Consider the following 23,497-nt stretch of genomic DNA (forward strand, 5'->3'; position numbering starts at 1 on the left):
CATGGAGAACATCGCCCCCACCGTGCCCATCCCGGTCCGCCTCGACATCGACACCATCGCGCCGCACTTCTCACGCGCCCTCGCCCACCTCGACACGGCGATGGTGCGCGAGCTCGATGCGGTGGATTTCGACCATCGGCTCCGTGAGCTCGTCCGACTGCGGGCGTCGCAGCTGAACGGATGCAGCTACTGCGTCGACATGCACGCCACCGACGCCCTGAAGGCCGGTGACACGACACAGCGGATCAACGCGCTGGCGGTGTGGCGGCAGTCCGCCCTGTTCACGGCGCGCGAGCGAGCGGCGTTCACGCTGACCGAGAGCATCACCCGTGCGTCCGAGACGCACGTCCCCGATGCGGATTGGGAGGCGGCGGCGGCGGAGTTCTCCCCGGCCGAGCTCGGCGCGCTCGTGGCGCTGATCGTCACGATCAATGCGTGGAACGGGGTCGGCGTGTCCACGCACGCGTGGGTGTGAGGGCACGGATCATCCTTGCGATGTACGCGGATGAGCCCGCAGGGCGATGACCGGTGGGGAGTGGCCGAAATAGCGTCGAAGCCATGGAGATCACGACCACCGACCTGGGGCTCGCCGCCCGCGTCCAGCATCTGAAGAAGACCTACGGCTCCGGCGAGGGGACGGTGCGAGCGCTCGATGACGTGAGCGTGGGCATCCGTCGCGGCCAGTTCACCGCCATCATGGGGCCGTCCGGCTCCGGCAAGTCCACCCTGATGCACATCATGGCCGGGCTCGACAGCCCGACCGAGGGCCGCGCCTGGATCGGCGACACCGAGATCACGGGCCTGGGGGACATCGACCTCACGATCCTGCGGCGCCGCCGGGTCGGCTTCATCTTCCAGGCGTTCAACCTCGTGCCCACGCTCGACGCCCTGGGCAACATCCTGCTGCCCTTCGAGCTCGACGGTCGCCGTCCGAGCGCGATCGAGCGTGCGCGCATCGACGGGCTCATCGAGACGCTCGGCCTCGGCTCGCGGCTGGGCCACCGGCCGCATCAGCTCTCCGGGGGACAACAGCAGCGCGTGGCGATCGCCCGTGCTCTGGCGACGGCGCCCGACCTCGTCTTCGCCGACGAGCCCACGGGCAATCTCGACTCGAAGACAGGACGAGAGGTGCTGAACCTGCTGGCGACCGCGAGTCGTGAGCACGGGCAGTCGATCGCGATGGTCACGCACGACGCGATCGCCGCGAGCCACGCCGACCGCGTGCTCTACCTCGGCGACGGCCGTATCGTCGCCGATCACCCGCGCCAGACGGCCGAGCAGATCTCCGCCTACATGCTCGCCGCGGAGGTGGCGGCATGACCGCCGTCGCCACCGTCGTCCCCGAGACGAGGGCGACCGGCCCGCGGCTCTCCTGGCTGCGGGATCGCGGAATGGGCGCGAGCATCCTGGTCGCCGCGCTGTCGGCTGCCTTCGGAGTCCTGCTCGTCGAGGTCACGGCCTACATCGGCACGGTGCTGCAGGCGGATCCGTTCATCGGCGACAGCGAGACGCTCGCATTCGTCGTCGCCCTGCTGTCGGTGCTGCTGACCGTCGTCGCGATGTACGTGGCCGCGATCGTCACCGCGAACACGTTCTCGACCATCATCGCCGGTCGCACCCGCCGCATCGCGCTGCTGCGCCTGATCGGGGCCACCGCTCGCTCGCAGCGCGCGCAGGTCGGGAGCCAGGGACTCGTGGTGGGCCTGCTGGGCGCCGCCATCGGGCTGGTCGTCGGACTCCTGCTGGCGGCCGTCGGCGTGCAGGTGGGTGCGCAGCTGATGGACAACGCCCCCGCGGACTTCTCCCTCGCGCAGCCCTTCGTCGTGCTGCCGGCCGTCGGCGTCGCGCTCACCACCTGGGCGGCAGCCTGGGCCGGTTCCCGACGGGTCCTCTCCGTGACCCCGCTGCAGGCGCTGGGCGGCTCGGTCGAGCGCACCCACGACGAGGTGTCGGGCAAGCCGAGCAGGCACGTCGCGGCCTGGGTGCTCCTCGTCACCGGCGCCGCGCTGCTCGTGGGCGGCGTGCTGATCGGACTCCTCACGCCGCTCGGCGTGGTCGTCGCCTTCTTCGGCGGCGTGCTCTCGTTCACGGGCCTGGCACTCGGATCGGTGCTGTTCATGCCGCCGGTCCTGCGCCTGGTCGGCAAGATGTTCGGTTCGAGCGCGACGGCCCGTCTGGCGGCGGAGAACGCTTTGCGCTACCCGGAGCGCTCGTCCCGCATGGCGATCGGCGTCGTGATGGGCGTGACCCTGGTGACGATGTTCGCGGTGGCGCTGGAGTCCGCCAAGCGCCTCATGCTGAGCCAGGTCACCGGTGAGGTGCCCGAGGAGTTCTTCGCGCCGATGGACGCCTTCGCCGCGGTCATGATGGTGCTCGTCGCCGTCTCCGCGGTGATCGCAGCGGTCGGCCTGGTGAACCTGCTGACGATCGGCGTGGTGCAGCGGCGTCGGGAGCTGGGCCTGCTGCGGTCGATCGGCCTGTCCAACCGACAGGTGCGTCGGATGGTGCTCCTGGAGGCCACGCACATCACGGTCGCGGCGACCCTCACCGGACTCGTCCTGGGTGTGGTCTACGGCTGGATCGCGGCCCAGTCGCTGCTCGGCTCCGTGCCCACGCTGCCCGACTTCGTCCCGGCCGGCCTCGTGGCGCCGCAGATCCCGTGGGTCCCCGTGGCGATCATCGTCCTCGCCACGGCGGTTCTGACGCTCGTCGCCGCCGCCACTCCGACGCGGCTGGCGACCCGGGTGGCACCGGTCGAGGCGCTCGCCGCGGACTGACGGCTCTAGGCTGGTCGGGTGCCGTCTCCGTTCGATCAGTCCACGTACCAGGTCCGCCTCGACTGGGGCGGCGCGGGCCTCGCCCGACTCGCCGCTGCGGATGTCGTCGTGGTCGTCGACGTGCTGCGCTTCTCGTCCATCGTGATCGACACGGTCGCCTCCGGTGTCGACGTCGACCTCGCGGAAGCCGAGCAGTGGTCCCGGAACGGCGCGGCCCTGGCGGCGGCCGCATCCCCGGAGGCGACCGTGCTGATCGGCGGGCTGCGCAACGCCTCGGCGGTCGCCCGCGCGGTGCAGACGATTCAGGAGCGCCGGCAGGCGCGCACGTCGGTCGCGGTGATCGCCGCAGGCGAGCTCGAGCCGTCCGGGGCGCTGCGGTTCGCGGTCGAGGACCAGCTCGGGGCCGGGGCGATCGTGCTCGCTCTGTCCGACCGCGGCATCGACCACACGGCCCCCGATGCGGCCGTCGCCGCCGAGGGTTTCCGCGCTCTTCGCGGAGCCCTCCGGCACATGGTCGGCGCGAGCGGGTCGGGTCGCGAACTCGCGAGCGGCGTCGCGGCGACCGCGCGGATCGAGGCAGTCGGCCTGACGCCGACCACGGTGGCCGATGCGGCGGTGGTGGACGCGGTCGACGCCGTGCCGGTGCTGCGCGAAGGGGTCTTCACACGATTCGAGTGACGTCCGCCGCCGTCTCGCCGATGCCGGGGGCGCGGATCGCCGCGGAGAAGCCGATCTCCGGTGTCCGCCGCGAGGGAGGCGCCGTCGTGGCTCCGGGCACGTAGGGTCGTGGCATGAGGTACCTTCCCGCTGTCATCGTCGACGTCGTGCTCGTGCTGATCTTCGCCGCTATCGGTCGCGCTTCCCATGAGGAGGACCCGGCTGGGTTCCTCCTCACCGCCTGGCCCTTCCTGATCGCGCTGGTCATCGGGCATCTGCTCGCGGCGCTCCTGCCCGGCCGACCCCGTCGGCCGTGGTCGATGCTGTGGGGCACCGTGGTCTGGGTCGTGACGGTCGCCGGAGGCATGCTGATCCGCGTCCTCAGCGGAGACACCGCCGAGGTGCCGTTCATCGTCGTGGCGACGATCGTGCTGGGGGTGTTCCTCGTCGGATGGCGCGCGATCGCCGCTCTGCTGCGTCGTCGTCGAGCCGCATCCGGTGCAGCGGGCGCCGCCGTCGAGGAGGACGCCGGGCCCAGCACGGGCACCGGGGCCGCTGCTGTCTCGGATGCTGACGATTCCGGGGATGCGATCCGCTGAGGCGGTCTCAGCGCGGCATCTGCGCGGCGAGTCGCGCATCGGTCGAGATCTCTCGGCGCGTCCATGCGAACAGGTGCCGGGGATCGAACGTGCGTGAGCAGCGCGCGCACGAGGTGGGTCTCGTGGGGCGGCGGTGTCGGTAGGTCACGTGCCCGGCAGGGCAGCTGCCGACCCAGGGAGCGAGCTCGACGGCGGTCTCCCCGTGATGGGTCGTGCCGCCGACGTAGCCCAGGTCGTGCGCGATCCGCTTCCATGCCGGACCGTGCGCTGCGGCGTGCCCGGCGAGCGCATGGGCGACCTCGTGCAGCAGCACCTGATGGATCTCGTCGTCGTCGAATCGTGCGGCGAGGTAGCGGGAGACCGTGATGCGCTTCTTCGTGTAGTCGCATTGCCCGGCCCGACGCTTGGCATGGTCGAAGCCGAAGGACCAGCTGTCATCGAGATGCAGTGTGATCAGTGCTTCGCCCCAGACGCGCACCCGGTCAAGTTCCGCCATGCGATCAGGCTAAGCCATGCATCCGACAACCGGCTCGCAGCGCGGCTCAGCCGGCGATGAGCTGCGACGGGCGACGGCGCTCTGCCGCCTCGATCGCGAGCAGCGCGGTCTCGAGCTCGCTGTCCTGGGCACCGGATTCGCGACGCAGGAACAGGGACTGCTTGAAGCTGTCGCGTGCCGTCTCGTAGTCGCCGGCGTCGTAGGCGTTCTTGCCGTGATGCTGGTAGGCGAAGGCGGCGATCGACAGCCACCGCTGCCCCTCGGCCTCCGCGGCGCAGGTCGCCAGCTCCTGTTCGGCCGCGGCATGCGCGCCGCGGTACTGGAGGATCGTCGCGTGGAGCACACGCGCGCGGAGGACGTCCTTGCGGGTGCCGGCCATGCGCGCCTGGCGGACGGCCTCGTCGGCCAGCGCCAGCGCCTCGTCCAGGCGGTCGAGAACCTTCAACAACCAGACCCGCTCCAGCAGCGCAGGCAGGCTGCGCTGCGACTCGATCTCGGCGAGACGCGTCGCGCACTCGTCGAGATCGACCACCTCGCGGAGGGTCTCCTGGTCGTATCCCCGGATGAAACTCATTGCTCTCCTTCCGCAGCGTCCCCGTCCAGTGTGCCTTCCGGTTCCGCGGTCGTCCCGGCGGCGCGCCCTGGTCGCCGTATCCGGTCCGCGACACGCCGCGGTCGGGTGGCCCCGCGACTCAGCGGAGGAAGAGCGAGGCGTCCGGTCGGGGCGAGGCCACGGCGTCGGCATCCGTCACGACCCGTGCGCCCTGGATGAACGAGTGCACCTCGGCGCCCTGGGCGATCTTGGCGGGGTGGGGGCCGGCGGCGAGCATCCGCGGCAGCCACTCGGTCGGCAGGGGAGCGGCCGAGGCGGCGATCACGAGGTTCCCGAATCGACGGCCCTTGAGGACCTGGGTGTCGGCGAGCACGCCCACCTCGGGGAGCACCTCGGCGATGGTGGCGGCCTGTCGTCGCGCGAACGCGAGTCCAGGGCCGTCGGCGACGTTGACGAGCAGCACGCCTCCGGGGGCGAGGAGTCCGCTGAGCTCGCGGTAGAACTCGACGCTGGTCAGATGCGCCGGGGTCTGGGCTCCGGAGTAGACGTCGGAGACGACGAGGTCGCAGCTCGACTGCAGAGCGCCGGGCAGCCGTCCGACGCCCTCGCGGGCATCCCCGATCCGGATGCGGATGGCCGCGCCCTTCGGCAGTGGCAGGTGCTCGCGGACGAGGTGGGCGAGCGGTGCCTCCAGCTCGATGACCTGCTGTCGGGACCCGGGACGCGTCGCCTCGATGTAGCGCGGGATCGTGAGCGCGCCCGCGCCGAGATGCACCGCGGTCAGCGGCCCCGGGGGCAGCTGATCGATCACCGCTCCCATGCGCACGATGTACTCGAAGTGGAGGTGCGTCGGGTCGTCGAGATCGACGTGCGACTGCGGAGTGCCGTCGACGATGAGCTCGAAGCCGCTCGTGAACTCGGACGGCACGATGCGCGCGATCCCGCCGTGATCCAGGCGCGCCTCGGGATGCTCCGTGTCCCGTGCGCGCGTCCGTCCCATGGGATCGAGCCTACGCCGCGCCTCGGAGCGTCAGCGCTGGTTGCCCACCGCGCAGGTCTCCTGCTCCAGCGTCTGCCCCGAGATGTCCGGCGGCAGCGTCGTCCGCACCTCGGGCTCCGCGGTGGCCGGCGGCTCCGAGGTCTCCGGTGCGGTCCCCGGCGCCGGGGTCACGAGCTCGACACCGCGGTGCGTGGTGACGCCTCCCGTCAGCTGCAGCGGCTGGCCCGACTTCACGGCCGTCCACAGGGCCTCGGCCGCCGCCTCGTTCGGCACCACCTTGTCGTCGTCGTCCGGGTCTTCGACGTTCGGGTACTGCACGAACGCGAAGTCGCTGAAGCGCACATCCTTGAGGGCGAGCGCCAACTGTGCGAGGCGGAGGGGGTCGTTCAGCGACTCGCTCGGGTCGATGTTGTCGGCGATGGCGTTGGCGATGCGCAGGACCTTCGGCACATCCGTGAGCGTCTCCTCGCTGAGCACCTTCTTGGCCAGCCGGGACATGTACTGCTGCTGGTTGGAGATGCGCGCGAGGTCGCTCTCGTCGCCGACGCCGTGGCGCGTGCGGATGAACTGGAGGGCTTCGACGCCGGAGACGGTGTGCGTGCCGGGTGTGAGGTTCAGGCCGGTGTGGCGGTCGCGGATGCCGTCACCGGCCACGCACACTTCGACCCCGCCGATCGCGTCGGTGACGGCCATCACGCCGTCGAAGCTGATCTTCGCGGCGAACTCGATCGGGATGTCGCCCAGCTCGCTCACGGTCTTCGCGACGCAGGAGAGTCCCGCATGCTCGAACACGGAGTTGATCGAGGCCTTCCACATCGCCGAGGCCACCGAGCCGTCCTCCCGTGTGCACTCGGGGACGGGCACGCCGAGGTCGCGGGGGAGGGAGATGACCGTGACGTTGCGGGGTGCGGCCGAGACGTGCACGAGGAGCGTCACGTCGTTGCGGCTGAGCCCATCCGCTTCCTCGCATCGCTCGGCGAACAGCGCCGTGGCCCTCTCGCCGCACTCGTCCGTGCCGATGACGAGGATGTTGAACGCCTTGTCCGCGGGGTAGGCGCCCAGCGTCGGAGGGTCCACCTCCGGCGCCCCCTCGAGAGCGACCGCACCGTCGCCGACGCGGTTGAACACGTCGACGGCCAGGAAGCCGGCGACCGCGACCGCCGACACGGTGACGACCGCGACGGCGATGCCGAGGAACTTGAGCAGGGTGGCCCCCGCGCTCGGTGTCGGCAGGGTCGCATGGCGTGCGACCGTGGGGCGATCGGCGTGTTCTCCGCGTCGAATCATGGTCCGGAGCCTACCCGTGACGCCTGATGTTACGGGGATATGACGATTGTGGGAGGAACTTGCAGGGAATTAGTTAGTCGTGGATACTTTTTCCTAACCCCCGGTGAGTACCCGATGCCCGCCAGGACTTTCAAAGAGGAGATCCCCGCAATGCACAAGCGCATTCTTCCGGCCGTGGCGCTCGGCGCCGTGGCCACGCTCGCCCTTGCCGGCTGCGCCGGCGGCAGCGACAACGGTTCCGCCGACGGCGAGGGCCAGGAGCTCACCGTCTGGATCATGAAGGGCACCAACCCGGACGCCACCGCCTTCTACGACAAGGTCTCGGACGCCTTCGAGAAGGAGACCGGCGCGACGGTCACCATCGAGGAGATCCAGTGGGCGGACGCCCACGACCGTTTCGTGACCTCCATCGCCGGTGGCACGACCCCCGATGTTGCCGAGACCGGCACGACCTGGACCGCCGAGTTCGCCGACGCCGGCGCGCTCGAGCCGCTCGATGAGTACGTCGACGCCGAGGACGGCCTCCGCGACGACCTCGTCGAGGGCCTGGAGGTCGCCGGCACCTACGACGGCGAGCTGTACGGCATGCCGTGGTACGCGGGCGTGCGTTCGCTCGTCTACCGCGCCGACGTGTTCGAAGAGCTCGGCCTCGAGGCTCCCAAGACCTGGGACGACATCGTCGCCGCGGGCGAGGCCATCAAGGCCGCCAAGCCCGACATGCTCCCCTTCCCGGTCCCCGGTGACGCCGAGTTCCAGGTCTACCCCTGGGTCTGGGGTGCCGGCGGCGAGATCGCCACGAAGGACGGCGACACCTGGACCAGCGAGCTCGACAGCGCGGAGTCGCAGGCGGGCATCGAGTTCTACACCGGTCTCGCGACCGAGCACGGCTTCTCCTCCGCGGGTGCGACCACCTGGAAGGAGACCGACCTCCGTGACGCGTTCACGCAGGGCAACGTCGCCATGATGCTCTCCGGCTCGTGGACGCCGAAGTCGCTCATCGAGGCGAACCCCGACCTCGAGGGCAAGATCGGCGCCGCGGTCATCCCCGGCCAGGACGGCGGCATCGCCCCGTCCGTGCTCGGTGGATCGCACCTGTCGGTGTTCAACACGACCAAGAACGCCGACCTCGCATGGAAGTTCGTCGAGCTCATGACCACCGGCGAGTTCGCCGAGCAGTGGTCGGACGAGACCGGCTACTTCCCCGGCGTCCAGTCCGCGATGGAAGAGGCCCTCGCCTCGACCGACCCGCTGGTCGCGCCGTTCGCCGAGCAGATGGTCGACGGCGGGGCATCCGTCCCGGTCACCCCGAACTTCGGCGCCGTGCAGGCGAAGAAGACGACCAACTCCATGATCCAGGCCATCCTCAGCGGGCAGAGGGACGTCGCGACCGCGACGAAGGACGCCACCGCCGAGATGACCGAACTGCTCAACCAGAAGTAAGGAAGCAGCTCTTCCATGTCGATGGTGCAAGCGCCACTGCCGGCCACGAAGGCGGAGTCCCCCTCCGCCTCCGTGGCCGGCGGCCGGAAGCGACGCGGTCTCTCGATCGTCGCGGCCCGCCCCTGGCTTCTTCTCGCGCCCGGGCTGGCCATCCTCGCGGTGCTCATGCTCTGGCCGCTCGTCCAGGTGTTCATCTACTCGCTGCAGGACTACGGCCTGCGTGAGATCAACACCGGGGAGAGCAACTGGATCGGCCTCGGCAACTACGTCGAGGCGCTCACCAACCCGACGCTCTGGACGGTGGTGCTCCCCAACACCGTCGGCTTCGCTGCCGTGGCGGTCTTCACCACCGTCGCCGTGGGCACGCTCGTCGCCCTGCTGCTCGCCCGCCTCGGCACCACCTGGCGGGTCATCGTCTCCAGCTGCATCATGGTCGCCTGGGCGATGCCCGCTGTGACCGGCACCTACGTCTGGACCTTCATCTTCGATGCCGACCGCGGCATCTTCAACACCGTCCTCCGCGACCTCGGCCTCATGGACGACCCGGTCAACTGGTTCACGAACCAGTGGTCGTTCTACGCGATCGTGCTGCTGAACGTCGTGCACCACGGCTTCCCGTTCGTCGCCATCACGGTGCTCGCCGGACTGCTCGGCGTCTCGAAGGAGATGCTCGAAGCTGCAGCCCTCGACGGCGCCGGCGCCTGGCGCCGATTCTGGAAGATCATCTTCCCGACGCTCCGCCCCGTCTTCTCGGTCGTCATCATCCTGTCGACCATCTGGGACTTCAAGGTCTTCGCCCAGGTGTACCTGATGCCCGGCGGCGGAGGAGGCAACCGACAGGTGCTCAACCTCGGCGTCTGGTCGTACGTGGAGTCCTTCGGGCAGAACCGCTACGGCTTCGGCGCGGCCCTCGCCGTGCTGCTCACGCTCGTGCTCATCGGCATCACGATCGTCTACATCCGCTCCCTCATGAAGGAGGACGAGCTGTGAACCCGCGCCCTCGGCTCCGCTCGCGCATCGGACTCGGCATCGCGGTAGCCGCCGTCCTGATCTTCACCCTGTTCCCGGTCTACTGGATGGTGTCCAGCGCCTTCGACGGCAAGGCGTCCAGCGGCGGGCAGTCGCTCCTGCCGCAGGAGTTCACGTGGGACAACTTCGCCTTCGTCCTCACCGACGGCGGCTTCGGCACCTACCTGCGCAACTCCGCGATCGTGGCGCTCGTCACGGTCCTCGTGAGCGCTCTGGTCTGCCTGCTCGCCGCGGTCGCGGTGGCCCGCTTCAAGTTCAAGTTCCGCACCACGATCCTGATGATGATCCTGGTGGTGCAGATGGTGCCGCTCGAGGCGCTCGTCATCCCGCTGTTCCTGCAGGTCAAGAGCCTGGGCCTGCTCAACAGCATCCTCGGACTGATGGTCGTGTACGTCGCCCTGTCGCTCGCGTTCGGCATCTGGATGCTGCGCGGCTTCGTCGCCGCCGTGCCGGTCGAGCTCGAGGAGGCCGCGTACATCGACGGCGCGAGCTGGTGGCGGATGTTCCGCTCGGTGCTGCTGCCGCTGGTCATGCCGGGCCTCGTCGCGACCAGCATCTTCAGCTTCATCACGGCGTGGAACGAGTTCATCTTCGCGATGACGATCCTCGGGGCCCAGACCGACCAGTACACGGTCTCGATCGGTCTGAAGTCGTTCTTCGGTCTGCACTCGAACGACTGGGGCAGCATCATGGCCGCGTCGACCATCATCACCGTGCCCGTCATGATCTTCTTCGTGCTGGTGCAGCGCAAGCTCGCCTCCGGCATGGTGGCAGGAGCCGTGAAGGGATGACCGACGACCTGGAGCGCCTCGCGAACGGCGTGCTGTGGCCGGGCTTCTTCGGCACGACCGCTCCGCAGTGGCTGCGCGACGAGCTGAGCGACGGTCTGGCCGGGGTCGTGTACTTCGGTCAGAACGTGAGCGACGAGCTGTCCGCGCTCAGCGCCGATATCCTCGCCGCGAACCCGGACGCCCTGATCGGCATCGATGAGGAGGGCGGCAGCGTCACCCGCCTCGAGTCCGCCTCCGGGTCGACGGTTCCGGGAGCCGCGCAGCTCGGACTCCTCGACGACCTCGTGGCCTCGGAGCGCACGGGGGCGGAACTCGCCCGCCGCGTGCGAGCGGTCGGCGCGAACGTGGTGCTCGGTCCCGTCGCGGACGTGAACACCGACCCCCGCAACCCGGTGATCGGCGTCCGGGCGTTCGGCGACGACCCCGACCTGGTCTCCCGTCACGTCGTGGCGACGATCGACGGTCTGCAGGATGCGGCGGTCGCCGCGTGCGTCAAGCATTTCCCCGGGCACGGCGACACCCACCTCGACTCGCATCATGCGCTCCCCGAGATCACCCTCGACGTCAACGACATCGAGCGCGTGCACCTCGCGCCCTTCCGCGCCGCCGTCGAAGCGGGCGTGGACGCCGTGATGACGGCGCACATCGTCGTTCCGGCGTGGGGCGAGCAGCCGGCCACCCTGAACCCGCGCGTGCTCGGCATGCTGCGCGACTGGGGCTACGACGGCGTGATCATCACCGATGCGCTCGACATGGCGGCGATCCGCGAGACCGTCGGGCTCGGCGGCGGTGCGGCGCTGGCCCTCGCCGCCGGAGCCGACCTGCTCTGCATCGGCAACCCGACCAACCCGGGCGACGCCGCGCTGCCGGACCAGGACGAGCGGGACTTCCGTGCCGCACGGGACGGCATCGTCGCGGCGCTCCGGGACGGATCCCTTCCGCGGGAGCGCGTGGAGGAGGCGGCGGCTCGGGTCGCGACGCTGGCCGCCAAACTGCGCGTCGCCGCCGCGGGCGCCGAGGAGGCCGAGGAGGCCGAGGAGGCCTTCGACGCGGCCGACATCGTGCGTCGGGTCCTGACGGTCTCCGGGGAGGCTCCCCGTGCTTCCGACCTCGCCGTGATCGACGCGCGACGCCGTTCGACGCTGGCCGTGGACAGCGCGGGGTCGTACGTCGCCGCGGCGCTCGCCGGTGACGGCGTGCGCGTGCGGCTGGATGTGGCTGCCGCGCCGATCGACGATCAGGACCGCGTGCTGGACGAGATGCGCGCGGCTGCCGGCACCACGGTGCTGTTGATCGACCGGCCGGACACCGATGATGCGCAGCGGGCTCTCGTCGAACGAGCGGCGGTGCGCGATGCCGGTGCCGTCGTGGTCAACGTCGGGCTTCCGGCCGTCCGCCCGCTGCCGCTGCCGGTCGTCGAGGTGGCCGCGGCGAGCCGGCTCGGTGCGCAGCTCGCGCGCGAGGCGCTTCTGGGTCGCTTCCCCGTGTCGCAGAGGACGCCCAGGGCCGGCTGAGACAGGATCCATCCATGGACGATGACGTTCTCGCGTTGGTGCGGCGCTCGCTTCCGAAGGTGAGCGCCGCCGAGGCGCGCGTCGCGGAGACGATCCTCGGAGACCCGACACTCGTCGTCGACCTCGCGATCAACGACCTCGCCCAGCTGTGCCGCACCTCGCTGTCGACGGTGGCCCGCTACGCGCAGTCGCTCGGCTACAGCGGCTACCGGGAGCTGCGCGTCGCCGTGGCCAGGGCCATCACGCTGGAGCAGGCGCAGCAGGCCCGGTTCGGCCTGGACACCACGGCGATCGACCCGGACGACGGGCCGTCGGCGATCGCCGCGAAGCTCGCGGCACAGGAGATCGACGCGATCGAGAAGACGGCGCTCGCCCTCGACGCACCGGCGCTCGACCAGGTGGCCCGTGCGATCGTCGCCGCCCGGCACATCGACCTGTTCGGCCAGGCCGCGTCGTCGCTGACCGCGCAGGATCTGCAGCTCAAGCTCGCGCGCATCGGATGCTCCGTCTCGCACTCGGCCGATCCGCACCTCGCGGTGACGACGGCGGCGCTGCGCACCTCGGGCGATGTCGCGATCGCGTTCTCCCACGGCGGGGAGACCGCGGAGACGATCCGTGCACTCGAGGTGTCCCGAGATGCCGGCGCGCTCACGGTCGCCGTCACGAGCGCCGCGGATTCGCCGTTGGCGCTCGTCGCAGACGTCGTGCTGCTCACCCACGCGCACGAGTCGCCGTTCCGGATGGCGGCGATGTCGAGCCGTATCGCGCAGCTCGCCCTCGTCGACGTGCTCTTCGTGCGCGTGGTGCAGCACCGCGGCGAGCCGGTCGCCGTCTCGCTGCAGCGGACCCACGACGCGGTCCCGGCGCGGCGCCGCAGCTGATCGCGGTGCGTGGCCCGTCCGCGTGCGTCAGTCGACGTGGTCTCGGGTGCTGACCAGCGCCCTGGTCGCGATGCGGTGACCGCGTGCGAGGCTCCCGGTCAGCGAGAGGCCGGCGAGGACGCCGGCCAGGAAGCCGGCGGCGAAGGCGTCTCCGGCTCCGATGGTCTCCACGACCGGAGTGTCGATGGCGTCGCTCTCGGCCATCTCCGCGCCGTCGAAGGCCACGGCGCCGCGGGCGTCGGTGACCAGCAGGTGGCGCGGCTGCGGGAAGAGGGCACGCAGCTCCCGAGGATCGCTGGTGCCGAAGACCGCTTCGGCGTCGGGGCGGGTGCAGAACACGATGTCGGCGCGCCGGACGAAGTCCGACACGATCCGGCGGCCTTCCTCCTCGCGGCCCCGCCAGAGCGCGGGGCGCCAGTTCACGTCGAAGCTGAGCAGCCGGTCGGGGTGCGGTTCGGCGTACAGCGACTCCTGCGCGGCGAGGGCCGAGGGCGACAGCGCGGGCGTGATGCCGGAGGTGTGCACGAGCGCGGCGTCGGCGAGGAGGGCCGCCGCCGCCGGTGCCGTGAGCGTCTGCGGGGACAGTGCGGCAGCCGCCGACCCTGCACGGTAGTAGTGCATGGTGCCGCCGACGGTGCCGTCCGACAGTGCCGTGAGCTCCTTGACGTACAGGCCGGTGGGCGCATCGGCGTCGGTCTCCACGGCGGTGTCGTCCACCCCATGCGCGCGCAGCTCGGCCGTCAGGAAGCGGCCGAAGCCGTCGTCGCCGACGCGGGAGATCACGGCGGCGCGGATGCCGGCGGAGGCCAGGGCGATGGCCGTGTTCCATTCGGCGCCGGCGAGGGAGCGGTGGAACGTGCGACAGTCCTCGAGGGGACCGGCGGCCGCGGCGACGAGGGCGACCATGCCCTCTCCGAAGCAGACGGCGAGCGGGGCGGTGTCGGACACGTTCTGGACACTACCGGATCCGCCCGTCTCGCGCCGATACCGGATTGCAACCTCGAGGCGGTTGGCATCTGGGAGTCCGCTGGGTACGTTCGAGGGATCACCGTCACCGAGGCGACAACGCCTCGGTGTCGCGCAACGAAGCGCCCGACAGGGAAGGTCATACAATGCACCAATCAGTCACGCGTCGGCGAGGACTCATCGCCGTCACCGGAGCAACGATCGCGGCGATCGCGCTGGCAGGCTGCGTCGCCAGCGAGCGCGGCGACGGGGGTGGGGAGGGCTCCGGAGACGTGGACGGCACGTTCGTCTTCGCCGCCTCGTCCGATCCGGCGAGCCTCGACCCGGCATTCGCCCAGGACGGCGAGACGTTCCGCGTCTCCCGGCAGATCTTCGAGGGTCTCGTCGGCACCGAGCCGGGCACCGCCGATCCGGCGCCGCTGCTGGCTGAGTCGTGGGAGCCGTCCGAGGACGGCATGTCGTACACCTTCGCCTTGAAGGAGGACGTCACGTTCCAGGACGGCACCCCGTTCAACGCCGAGGCCGTCTGCGTCAACTTCGACCGCTGGTACAACTGGACCGGCCTGGCCGCCTCCGAGGCCTTCGGCTACTACTACAACAAGCTCTTCAAGGGCTACGCCTCCAACCCCGCGGACGCCGTGTACAAGTCGTGCACTCCGGACGGCGACAACTCCGTCACGATCGAGCTGAACAAGCCGTTCGCGGGGTTCATCGCCTCGCTGTCGCTGCCCGCCTTCGCCATGCAGAGCCCGTCCGCGATGCAGGAGTTCGGCGCGGACGAGGTCGGCGGATCCGCCGAGGCCCCGCAGCTGTCCGAGTACGCGATGGGACACCCCGTCGGCACCGGCCCCTACCAGTTCGACGAATGGGCGCCGGGGGAGCAGGTCACCCTGAAGGCCTATGACGGGTACTGGGGTGAAGCCGGTCAGATCGACGAGATCATCTTCCGCACGATCGACGACCCGACCGCTCGCCGTCAGGCGCTCGAGTCCGGATCGATCGACGGCTACGACCTCGTCGGCCCGGCCGACACGAAGGCCCTCGCGGACGACGACTTCACGATGGTGTCGCGCCCTCCGTTCACGATCCTCTACCTCGCGTTCAACCAGGCCGTGCCGGAGCTCCAGGACCCCAAGGTCCGCGAGGCTCTCTCCTACGCGGTCGACAAGGACGCGCTGATCAGCCAGGTGCTCCCGGAGGGCACCGAGAAGGCGACGCAGTTCGTCCCCGAGGTCGTCAACGGCTACAACCCCGACGTCAAGACCTACGACTACGACCCCGAGAAGGCGAAGTCCCTGCTGGCCGAGGCCGGCTACGACGAGTCCAACCCGTTGAAGCTGACCTTCAACTACCCGGTCAACGTCTCGCGTCCGTACATGCCGGACCCCGAGCAGATCTACACGGTGCTGTCGTCGCAGCTCACCGAGGTCGGCGTGGAGACCACCCCGGTCTCCGAGGAGTGGGTCGAGTACCTCGACCGCACGACCGGCACGTCGGACCACGGCATCCACCTGCTCGGGTGGACCGGTGACTACAACGACACCGACAACTTCGTCGGCGTCTTCTTCGGCCAGAAGAGCTCGGAGTGGGGCTTCGACAACCCGGAGCTGTTCCAGAAGCTGACCGAGGCGCGCGGGGTGTCCAACCTCGACGAGCAGACGGCGCTGTACGAGGACATCAACGAGATGGTCGCCGAGTTCATCCCCGGCGTCCCGCTCGCGCACCCGGCGCCGACACTCGCGTTCGACCCGCGCGTGGAGAGCTACCCCGCCAGCCCGGTGAACGACGAGGTCTTCACGGACATCGTCCTCACCAAGTAGGCCTGACCATTTGATACGTCGAGCCCCGGTTCCGCCCTCGGCGGGACCGGGGCACGGCGTACCTTCTGATCGACGGAGAACTCTGTGCTGCGCACCATCGGCAGGCGACTGCTGTTCCTCATCCCCACCCTGTTCGGGCTCAGCATCCTGCTGTTCGCCTGGGTCAGGGCCCTTCCCGGCGGCCCCGCGGTCGCCCTCCTCGGCGAGAAGGCCACACCGGAGGCCATCGCCAGGGTCAACGAGCTGTACGGCTTCAACAAGCCCCTCATCGAGCAGTACTTCATCTGGGTGACGCGCCTGCTCCAGGGCGACTTCGGCACGTCCATCCAGACCAATCGGCCGGTGACGGAGGAGTTCCTCCGCCGCTTCCCCGCGACGCTCGAGCTGAGCGTCATGGCGCTCATCTTCGCCGTCGGCATCGGCATCCCGCTCGGCTACTGGGCGGCGCGCCGTCACGGCAAGCTCACCGACCACGCGTCCGTGGTGCTGAGCCTGATCGGCATCACGATCCCGGTGTTCTTCCTCGCGTTCATCCTGAAGTACGTCTTCGCCGTCCAGTTGGGCTGGCTGCCCTCGGACGGGCGGCAGGATCCGCGCATAGACGCGACGCATCCCACCGGCTTCTACGTCTGGGACGGCATCATCACGGGGGAGTTCGACGCGGCATGGGATGCGATCCTGCACCTCATCCTTCCCGCGCTCGCGCTCGGCACCATCCCGCTCGCGATCATCGTCCGCATCACCAGAGCCAGCGTGCTGGAAGTGCAGAATGCGGACTATGTGCGCACGGGGCGTGCGAAGGGCGTCGGGACCCCGACGCTCCGCAACCGCTTCATCCTCCGCAACGCGATGCTGCCGGTGATCACGACGATCGGTCTCCAGACCGGTCTGCTGATCTCGGGCGCCGTGCTCACCGAGACGGTGTTCGCCTTCCCCGGCATCGGATCGTTCCTCGCGAGGGCGATCTTCACCAGGGACTTCCCCGTCCTTCAGGGATTCATCATCTTCATCGCGATCGCGTACGCGCTGATCAACCTGGCGGTCGACGTGTCCTACAGCTTCATCGACCCGAGAGTGAGGGTGCAGTGATGTCCCTCCCCATCGTCCGAAAGGAGGCGGTCGCATGAGCATCGCACTCCCGCCCGCACAGGGGCCTTCGGCGGAGAGCGGCGGCAGCATCGACACCGTCGCGATCGCCCAGGCCGATCTGAAGAACGGCTCCGGAGGGTTCTGGAGCGACGTCTTCCGTCGGCTCCGTCGCAACCCCACGGCGTGGATCGGCGCGGTCATCGTGCTGCTGTTCCTGCTCGTCGCCGCGCTCGCGCCCCTCCTCGCCCCGTATCCGGAGACGGCTCTGCCTGGCGCGAAGTACATCACGCCGACGCACATCCCCGGTCCCGGCGAGCTGCCGGAGTTCCCCCTCGGCCTCGATCGGTTCGGCGGCGACGTGCTGTCCAAGCTCATCTGGGGCGCGCAGGCGTCTCTGCTGATCGGTGTCATCTCCACCGCGATGGGACTCGTCGGCGGCATGATCCTGGGTCTGCTCGCCGGTACCTTCGGCGGCTGGGTCGACACGGTGATCATGCGGGTCGTCGACATCATCCTCTCGGTGCCGAACCTGCTGCTCGCGGTGTCGATCGCGGCGATCCTGGGGCAGACGCCGTTCGCGGTGATGATCGCGATCGGAGCGTCGCAGGTGCCGATCTTCGCGCGCCTGCTGCGGGCGTCGATGCTGCAGCAGCGATCCAGCGACTACGTCCTCTCCGCGCAGACGCTCGGCCTGGGCCGGGGCAGGATCACGATGTCGCACGTCCTGCCGAACGCGATCGGGCCGGTGATCGTGCAGGGGACCCTGACCCTCGCGACGGCCGTGATCGATGCGGCGGCGCTGTCGTTCCTCGGTCTCGGCGGCGGGGGTCCGGCGACGGCCGAGTGGGGTCGCATGCTCACCTATGCGCAGGCGGAACTCGCCATCGCGCCGTGGCTGGCGTTCCTCCCCGGTATCTGCATCGCCGTCACCGCGCTCGGCTTCACCCTGCTGGGTGAGGCGCTGCGCGAGGCGATGGACCCGCGGACGAGGGCACGATGAACGCCAGGGACGATGGCGCGATGCGCGCCGTGAAGGAGAAGCACATGTCGACCGAGCCCCTGCTGTCCGTCCAGGGCCTCGCCGTGGACTTCGCCACCATGGACGGCGTCGTGCACGCGGTCGAAGGGGTCGACCTCGAGATCCGACCGGGCGAGACCGTGGCCATCGTGGGGGAGTCCGGCTCCGGCAAGTCGACGACCGCGATGGCCATCATCGGTCTGCTCGCCGGAGGAGGCCGGGTGGCCTCCGGGAGCATCCGCCTCGACGGGAAGGAGATCGCCCACGCGCCGGAGCACGAGCTGCGCACGATCCGCGGCCGCGACATCGGCCTCGTGCCGCAGGACCCGATGTCGAACCTGAACCCGGTCGCGAAGATCGGCACCCAGGTCGCGGAGACCCTGCTCGCCCACGGCCTCGCCACCAGGCAGAACGTCCAGGCGAAGGTGGTCGAGGCGCTCAGCGCTGCCGGCCTCCCCGATCCGGAGCGACGGGCGAAGCAGTACCCGCACGAGTTCTCCGGCGGCATGCGTCAGCGTGCGCTCATCGCGATCGGTCTGGCGTGCAAGCCGCGCCTGCTGATCGCCGACGAGCCCACGAGTGCCCTCGATGTCACGGTGCAGCAGACCATCCTCGACCAGATCGGACAGATGACGCGCGAGCTGGGAACGGCCGTGCTGCTCATCACGCACGACCTCGGTCTCGCCGCCGAGCGGGCCGAGCGGGTGATCGTGATGCATCGCGGCAAGGTCGTGGAGCAGGGCGACGCGCGACAGATCCTGGAGGATCCGCAGCACCCCTACACGCAGTCGCTCGTGAAGGCGGCTCCCTCCGTCGCGGCGGCGCGGCTGCGGCCGGAGGCGTTCGTGAAGGACGCTTCGACAGGCTCAGCGACCCAGGGCGAGGACGCTTCGACAGGCTCAGCGACCCACCGTGAGCCTGGGTCCCTGAGTTCGTCGAAGGGGAACATCGTCGAGATCGAGCACCTCACCAAGGTCTACCCGGTCCGCGGTCGCGGCGAGGACTTCGTCGCGGTCGACGACGTCTCCCTGGCGATCCCGCGCGGCGAGACCGTCGCGATCGTGGGGGAGTCGGGCTCGGGCAAGACCACGACGGCGCGGATGCTACTCAAGGTGATCGAGCCGACGAGCGGGCTGATCCGCTACGAGGGCAAGGACATCTCCTCGCTCACCCGAGCGGAGACGAAGGACTTCCGTCAGCAGGTGCAGCCGATCTTCCAGGACCCGTATTCAAGTCTGAACCCCATGTTCACGATCGAGCGTCTGATCGCGGAGCCGCTGGAGTTCTACAAGCGGGGGAGCAGTGCCGACCGCCGCAAGCGCGTGCGTCAGCTGCTCGACGACGTGGCCCTTCCGCAGTCGATGCTGCGGCGGTACCCGTCCGAGCTGTCCGGCGGTCAGCGGCAGCGGGTCGCGATCGCCCGGGCGCTCGCGCTGTCGCCCGCGCTGATCGTGTGCGACGAGCCGGTGTCGGCGCTGGACGTGCTGGTGCAGGACCAGATCCTGACGCTGCTGGGCGACCTGCAGCGCGAGTACGGCCTGAGCTACCTGTTCATCTCGCACGACCTCGCGGTGGTGCGGCTGATCAGCGACTACGTGTGCGTCATGAAGGACGGCAGGCTCGTGGAGGCGGCCTCCTCGGAGGAGATCTTCACGAACCCGCGAGACCCCTACACGCGTCGTCTCCTCGCCTCGATCCCCGGCAACGAGCTCAACATAGCGTCCTGACCCCGTCCCGCCCCGTCCCGCCCGAGACCCCGGTTTCGCGTCGAAACCCCGCCCTGCCACCGCGGCGAGGGCGGGGTTTCGGCGACGAGGCGGGGTCTCGGCGGTCCCATTACCGCAGCGTCGAAGATTGGTCAAGGATTGCGCTTGCCATGTCGTGGAATCGTGCGTATAGTTGGTAGTTGCGCTCGCTTCTCCCTGCCCTCATATGGTGGTCGGCATCTCGTGAGCTTCTGAGCGCACACTCCACCTGACGACAAAGGAATCGAGAAGCCCTGCGGGGCTCACGGAGGTTATTCCCTTGGCTGCTGCTCGCAACGCATCCACATCCACCACCACCAAGAACGGACGCGGAGCTTCCCGTCTTTCGTTCGCCAAGATCTCCGACACGCTGACGGTCCCAGACCTTCTCGCCCTGCAGACCGAGTCCTTCGGTTGGCTGGTCGGCAACGACGCCTGGAAGGCGCGCGTGGCCGAGGCCAAGGCTGCTGGTCGCACCGACGTCAACGAGAACAGCGGTCTGGGCGAGATCTTCGAGGAGATCTCTCCGATCGAGGACCTCGGCGAGACGATGCAGCTCTCGTTCACGAACCCCTACCTCGAGCCGGAGAAGTACTCGATCGAGGAGTGCAAGGAGCGGGGCAAGACCTACGCCGCTCCGCTGTACGTCGAGGCCGAGTTCATGAACCACCTCACGGGTGAGATCAAGACCCAGACGGTCTTCATGGGCGACTTCCCGCTGCAGACCGACAAGGGCACGTTCATCATCAACGGCTCCGAGCGCGTCGTCGTGTCGCAGCTCGTCCGTTCCCCCGGTGTCTACTTCGACAAGACCCCCGACAAGACGTCTGACAAGGACATCGTGTCGGCTCGCGTCATCCCGAGCCGTGGTGCCTGGCTCGAGTTCGAGATCGACAAGCGCGACCAGGTCGGCGTGCGCGTCGACCGCAAGCGCAAGCAGTCGGTCACGGTCTTCCTCAAGGCGCTGGGCATGACCAGCGAGGAGATCCTCGCCGAGTTCGCCGGCTACACCTCGATCGAGGAGACGCTCGCGAAGGACACGATCGTCACCAAGGAAGACGCGCTCCGCGACATCTACCGCAAGCTGCGTCCGGGCGAGCAGGTCGCCGCCGAGGCTGCCCGCGCGCTGCTGGACAACTTCTACTTCAACCCGAAGCGCTACGACCTCGCGAAGGTCGGCCGCTACAAGATCAACCACAAGCTGGGTCTCGACCAGCCGCTGACCTCGTCGGTGCTGACCGTCGAGGACATCGTGGCCACGATCAAGTACCTGGTGCGCCTGCACGCCGGCACCGAGGAGACCTTCGAGGGCATCCGCGGCGGCAAGAAGGCCGAGATCCGTCTCGCGACCGACGACATCGACAACTTCGGCAACCGTCGCATCCGCGCGGTCGGCGAGCTGATCCAGAACCAGGTCCGCACGGGTCTGTCCCGCATGGAGCGCGTCGTCCGCGAGCGCATGACCACGCAGGACATCGAGGCCATCACGCCGCAGACCCTGATCAACGTGCGCCCCGTCGTCGCCGCGATCAAGGAGTTCTTCGGAACGTCGCAGCTGTCGCAGTTCATGGACCAGAACAACCCGCTCGCGGGTCTGACGAACAAGCGTCGTCTGTCCGCGCTCGGCCCCGGTGGTCTCTCGCGCGACCGTGCCGGCGTCGAGGTCCGTGACGTCCACCCCTCGCACTACGGCCGCATGTGCCCGATCGAGACGCCGGAAGGCCCGAACATCGGTCTGATCGGTGCGCTCGCGACCTTCGCGCGCATCAACTCCTTCGGATTCATCGAGACGCCGTACCGCAAGGTCGTCGACGGGGTCGTGACCGACCAGATCGACTACCTCACCGCTTCGGAGGAGGTCGACTTCAACATCGCGCAGGCCAACGCGCCGCTCGATGCGAAGGGTCGCTTCCGCGAGAGCCACGTCCTGGCCCGCCCCAAGGGCGGCAGCGGCGAGGTCGACCTGTTCGTCCCCGAGGAGATCGGCTACATCGACGTCTCCCCGCGCCAGATGGTGTCGGTCGCGACCTCGCTCGTGCCGTTCCTCGAGCACGACGACGCACAGCGCGCCCTCATGGGTGCCAACATGCAGCGTCAGGCCGTGCCGCTGCTGCGCAGCGACTCGCCGCTCGTCGGAACCGGTATGGAGGGCTACACCGCCATCGACGCCGGCGACGTGATCACCGCCGAGAAGGCCGGTGTCGTCTCCGAGGTCTCCGCTGACCGCGTCGTCGTCATGCTCGACGAGGGGGGAACGCAGGAGTACCACCTGCGCAAGTTCGACCGCTCGAACCAGGGCACCTCCTACAACCAGAAGGTCGTCGTCAACGCCGGCGAGCGCGTCGAGGTCGGAGAGGTCATCGCCGATGGCCCCGCCACCGAGAACGGCGAGCTGGCCCTCGGAAAGAACCTCCTCGTCGCGTTCATGACGTGGGAGGGCTACAACTTCGAGGACGCGATCATCCTGAGCCAGGACCTGGTGAAGGACGACACCCTCTCCTCGATCCACATCGAGGAGTACGAGGTCGACGCCCGCGACACCAAGCTCGGCAAGGAGGAGATCACCCGTGACCTCCCCAACGTCAGCCCGGAGCTGCTGAAGGACCTCGACGAGCGCGGCATCATCCGCATCGGCGCCGAGGTCCGCCCCGGCGACATCCTCGTCGGCAAGGTCACGCCGAAGGGTGAGACCGAGCTGTCGGCCGAGGAGCGTCTGCTCCGCGCGATCTTCAACGAGAAGAGCCGCGAGGTCCGCGACACGTCCCTGAAGGTGCCTCACGGCGAGCAGGGCACGATCATCGCGGTCAAGGAGTTCAACGCCGAGGACGGCGACGACGAGCTCGGCTCCGGCGTGAACCGCCGCGTCGTGGTCTACATCGCCCAGAAGCGCAAGATCACCGAGGGCGACAAGCTCGCCGGCCGTCACGGCAACAAGGGTGTCATCGCGAAGATCCTCCCCATCGAGGACATGCCGTTCCTGTCGGACGGCACGCCGGTCGACATCGTGCTGAACCCGCTCGGCATCCCTGGACGAATGAACTTCGGTCAGGTGCTGGAGACCCACCTCGGGTGGATCGCCAAGCAGGGCTGGAAGGTCGAGGGCACTCCGGAGTGGGCTGTGAAGCTCCCGCAGGAGGCGTTCGAGGCCGCTCCCGGCACGAAGGTCGCCACGCCGGTGTTCGACGGTGCGAGCGAGGAGGAGATCTCCGGTCTCCTCGACTCGACGCTCCCGACCCGCGACGGCATCCGTCTGATCGACTCGAGCGGAAAGACGCAGCTGTTCGACGGCCGCTCCGGCGAGCCGTTCCCGGCGCCGATCTCCGTGGGCTACATGTACATCCTGAAGCTGCACCACCTGGTCGACGACAAGATCCACGCACGTTCCACGGGTCCGTACTCGATGATCACCCAGCAGCCGCTCGGTGGTAAGGCGCAGTTCGGTGGACAGCGCTTCGGTGAGATGGAGGTGTGGGCCCTCGAGGCCTACGGTGCCGCATACGCGCTCCAGGAGCTCCTCACGATCAAGTCCGACGACATCCTCGGCCGCGTCAAGGTGTACGAGGCGATCGTCAAGGGCGAGAACATCCAGGAGCCGGGCATCCCCGAGTCGTTCAAGGTGCTCATGAAGGAGATGCAGTCGCTCTGCCTGAACGTCGAGGTCCTCTCGGCCGACGGCACGCTGGTCAACCTCCGCGACACCGACGACGAGGCGTTCCGCGCCGCAGAGGAACTCGGTATCAACATCTCCAGCCGCTTCGAGGCCGCCTCGATCGACGAGATCTAACCCTTCGACAGGCTCAGGGACCCAGGTTCCTGACACCAGGACCCACCGGGT

21 protein-coding genes are annotated in these 23,497 nt (G+C 69.1%); 15 read left to right on the forward strand and 6 right to left on the reverse strand.

Annotation, left to right across the window (positions count from 1 at the left end; translation table 11 throughout):
* Position 1 precedes the first annotated feature (1 nt).
* From CSX12_RS03910 to CSX12_RS03925, 4 genes are all read left to right on the forward strand, one after another.
* Positions 2–475, forward strand: coding sequence for a carboxymuconolactone decarboxylase family protein (locus CSX12_RS03910; RefSeq protein WP_124894917.1), 474 nt, complete (start codon positions 2–4; stop codon positions 473–475).
* Positions 476–558: 83 nt separating this feature from the next.
* Entirely contained in the window at positions 559–1,320 is a 762-nt protein-coding gene (locus tag CSX12_RS03915) for an ABC transporter ATP-binding protein (RefSeq protein WP_017203744.1), read from the forward strand.
* On the forward strand, positions 1,317–2,777 hold the full coding sequence (locus tag CSX12_RS03920; RefSeq protein ID WP_124894918.1) for an ABC transporter permease: 1,461 nt from the start codon (positions 1,317–1,319) through the stop codon (positions 2,775–2,777). The genes CSX12_RS03915 and CSX12_RS03920 overlap by 4 nt, the downstream gene beginning before the upstream one ends.
* Before the next feature lie 18 nt (positions 2,778–2,795).
* Positions 2,796–3,455 (forward strand): 2-phosphosulfolactate phosphatase, encoded by a 660-nt coding sequence (locus CSX12_RS03925; RefSeq protein ID WP_124894919.1) that lies wholly within the window; start codon positions 2,796–2,798, stop codon positions 3,453–3,455.
* Here the strand turns inward: CSX12_RS03925 and CSX12_RS18830 are convergent.
* On the reverse strand, positions 3,439–3,570 hold the full coding sequence (locus CSX12_RS18830) for a hypothetical protein (protein ID WP_263971443.1): 132 nt from the start codon (positions 3,568–3,570) through the stop codon (positions 3,439–3,441). The two genes, CSX12_RS03925 and CSX12_RS18830, sit on opposite strands and share 17 nt — an antisense overlap.
* Here CSX12_RS18830 and CSX12_RS03930 point away from each other — a divergent pair.
* Positions 3,569–4,033 carry a DUF3054 domain-containing protein gene (locus CSX12_RS03930; protein ID WP_124894920.1) on the forward strand — a complete coding sequence of 155 codons (465 nt, stop codon included), beginning with the start codon at positions 3,569–3,571 and terminating at the stop codon, positions 4,031–4,033. The genes CSX12_RS18830 and CSX12_RS03930 overlap by 2 nt on opposite strands.
* A 7-nt stretch (positions 4,034–4,040) precedes the next feature.
* Here CSX12_RS03930 and CSX12_RS03935 read toward each other — a convergent pair whose 3' ends face one another.
* The 4 genes from CSX12_RS03935 to CSX12_RS03950 all read right to left on the reverse strand — a co-directional run bounded on the left by CSX12_RS03935 (position 4,041) and on the right by CSX12_RS03950 (position 7,369).
* Positions 4,041–4,529, reverse strand: a complete 489-nt coding sequence (locus CSX12_RS03935) for a SprT-like domain-containing protein (protein ID WP_026049918.1) — start codon at positions 4,527–4,529, stop codon at positions 4,041–4,043.
* Between the two features lie 46 nt (positions 4,530–4,575).
* Positions 4,576–5,103 carry a hypothetical protein gene (locus CSX12_RS03940; protein ID WP_017203741.1) on the reverse strand — a complete coding sequence of 176 codons (528 nt, stop codon included), beginning with the start codon at positions 5,101–5,103 and terminating at the stop codon, positions 4,576–4,578.
* Positions 5,104–5,221: 118 nt separating this feature from the next.
* The gene (locus CSX12_RS03945; protein WP_124894921.1) at positions 5,222–6,082 is read right to left on the reverse strand and encodes a fused MFS/spermidine synthase; all 861 of its coding nucleotides are present in this window, start codon (positions 6,080–6,082) and stop codon (positions 5,222–5,224) included.
* A 30-nt stretch (positions 6,083–6,112) separates the two neighbouring features.
* The gene (locus CSX12_RS03950; RefSeq protein WP_124894922.1) at positions 6,113–7,369 is read right to left on the reverse strand and encodes an LCP family protein; all 1,257 of its coding nucleotides are present in this window, start codon (positions 7,367–7,369) and stop codon (positions 6,113–6,115) included.
* Between the two features lie 150 nt (positions 7,370–7,519).
* Here CSX12_RS03950 and CSX12_RS03955 point away from each other — a divergent pair, with 150 nt between their 5' ends.
* Genes CSX12_RS03955 through CSX12_RS03975 form a run of 5 tightly spaced genes read left to right on the forward strand, consistent with a single transcriptional unit; the run spans position 7,520 to position 13,024 of the window.
* Complete coding sequence (locus CSX12_RS03955; protein WP_124894923.1) at positions 7,520–8,809, forward strand: sugar ABC transporter substrate-binding protein; 1,290 nt, start codon at positions 7,520–7,522, stop codon at positions 8,807–8,809.
* 15 nt (positions 8,810–8,824) lie between these two features.
* The gene (locus tag CSX12_RS03960) at positions 8,825–9,799 is read left to right on the forward strand and encodes a sugar ABC transporter permease (protein WP_124894924.1); all 975 of its coding nucleotides are present in this window, start codon (positions 8,825–8,827) and stop codon (positions 9,797–9,799) included.
* On the forward strand, positions 9,796–10,629 hold the full coding sequence (locus CSX12_RS03965; protein WP_017203736.1) for a carbohydrate ABC transporter permease: 834 nt from the start codon (positions 9,796–9,798) through the stop codon (positions 10,627–10,629). The genes CSX12_RS03960 and CSX12_RS03965 overlap by 4 nt, the downstream gene beginning before the upstream one ends.
* Positions 10,626–12,143, forward strand: a complete 1,518-nt coding sequence (locus CSX12_RS03970) for a glycoside hydrolase family 3 N-terminal domain-containing protein (protein WP_124894925.1) — start codon at positions 10,626–10,628, stop codon at positions 12,141–12,143. Before CSX12_RS03965 ends, CSX12_RS03970 begins: the two co-directional genes overlap by 4 nt.
* A gap of 14 nt (positions 12,144–12,157) precedes the next feature.
* Positions 12,158–13,024: a MurR/RpiR family transcriptional regulator gene (locus CSX12_RS03975; RefSeq protein ID WP_124894926.1), complete on the forward strand. Its 867-nt coding sequence runs from the start codon at positions 12,158–12,160 to the stop codon at positions 13,022–13,024.
* A gap of 27 nt (positions 13,025–13,051) precedes the next feature.
* On the opposite strand, the gene CSX12_RS03980 is transcribed toward CSX12_RS03975, so the two are convergent.
* Positions 13,052–13,972 carry a sugar kinase gene (locus CSX12_RS03980; protein WP_124894927.1) on the reverse strand — a complete coding sequence of 307 codons (921 nt, stop codon included), beginning with the start codon at positions 13,970–13,972 and terminating at the stop codon, positions 13,052–13,054.
* A 164-nt stretch (positions 13,973–14,136) separates the two neighbouring features.
* Here CSX12_RS03980 and CSX12_RS03985 point away from each other — a divergent pair, with 164 nt between their 5' ends.
* The 5 genes from CSX12_RS03985 (at position 14,137) to CSX12_RS04005 (ending at position 23,446) form a co-directional block, all read left to right on the forward strand.
* Positions 14,137–15,810: an ABC transporter substrate-binding protein gene (locus CSX12_RS03985; protein WP_124894928.1), complete on the forward strand. Its 1,674-nt coding sequence runs from the start codon at positions 14,137–14,139 to the stop codon at positions 15,808–15,810.
* An 84-nt stretch (positions 15,811–15,894) separates the two neighbouring features.
* A complete protein-coding gene (locus tag CSX12_RS03990) occupies positions 15,895–16,899 on the forward strand; it encodes an ABC transporter permease (protein WP_017203731.1) in 1,005 nt (334 codons plus the stop codon).
* Positions 16,900–16,933: 34 nt separating this feature from the next.
* Entirely contained in the window at positions 16,934–17,899 is a 966-nt protein-coding gene (locus CSX12_RS03995; RefSeq protein WP_124894929.1) for an ABC transporter permease, read from the forward strand.
* Positions 17,896–19,644, forward strand: coding sequence for an ABC transporter ATP-binding protein (locus tag CSX12_RS04000; protein WP_124894930.1), 1,749 nt, complete (start codon positions 17,896–17,898; stop codon positions 19,642–19,644). Before CSX12_RS03995 ends, CSX12_RS04000 begins: the two co-directional genes overlap by 4 nt.
* A 298-nt stretch (positions 19,645–19,942) precedes the next feature.
* Positions 19,943–23,446 carry a DNA-directed RNA polymerase subunit beta gene (locus CSX12_RS04005; RefSeq protein ID WP_017203728.1) on the forward strand — a complete coding sequence of 1,168 codons (3,504 nt, stop codon included), beginning with the start codon at positions 19,943–19,945 and terminating at the stop codon, positions 23,444–23,446.
* Positions 23,447–23,497 lie beyond the last annotated feature (51 nt).

This window comes from Microbacterium sp. Y-01, assembly GCF_003856715.1.
Classification (GTDB): domain Bacteria; phylum Actinomycetota; class Actinomycetes; order Actinomycetales; family Microbacteriaceae; genus Microbacterium; species Microbacterium algeriense.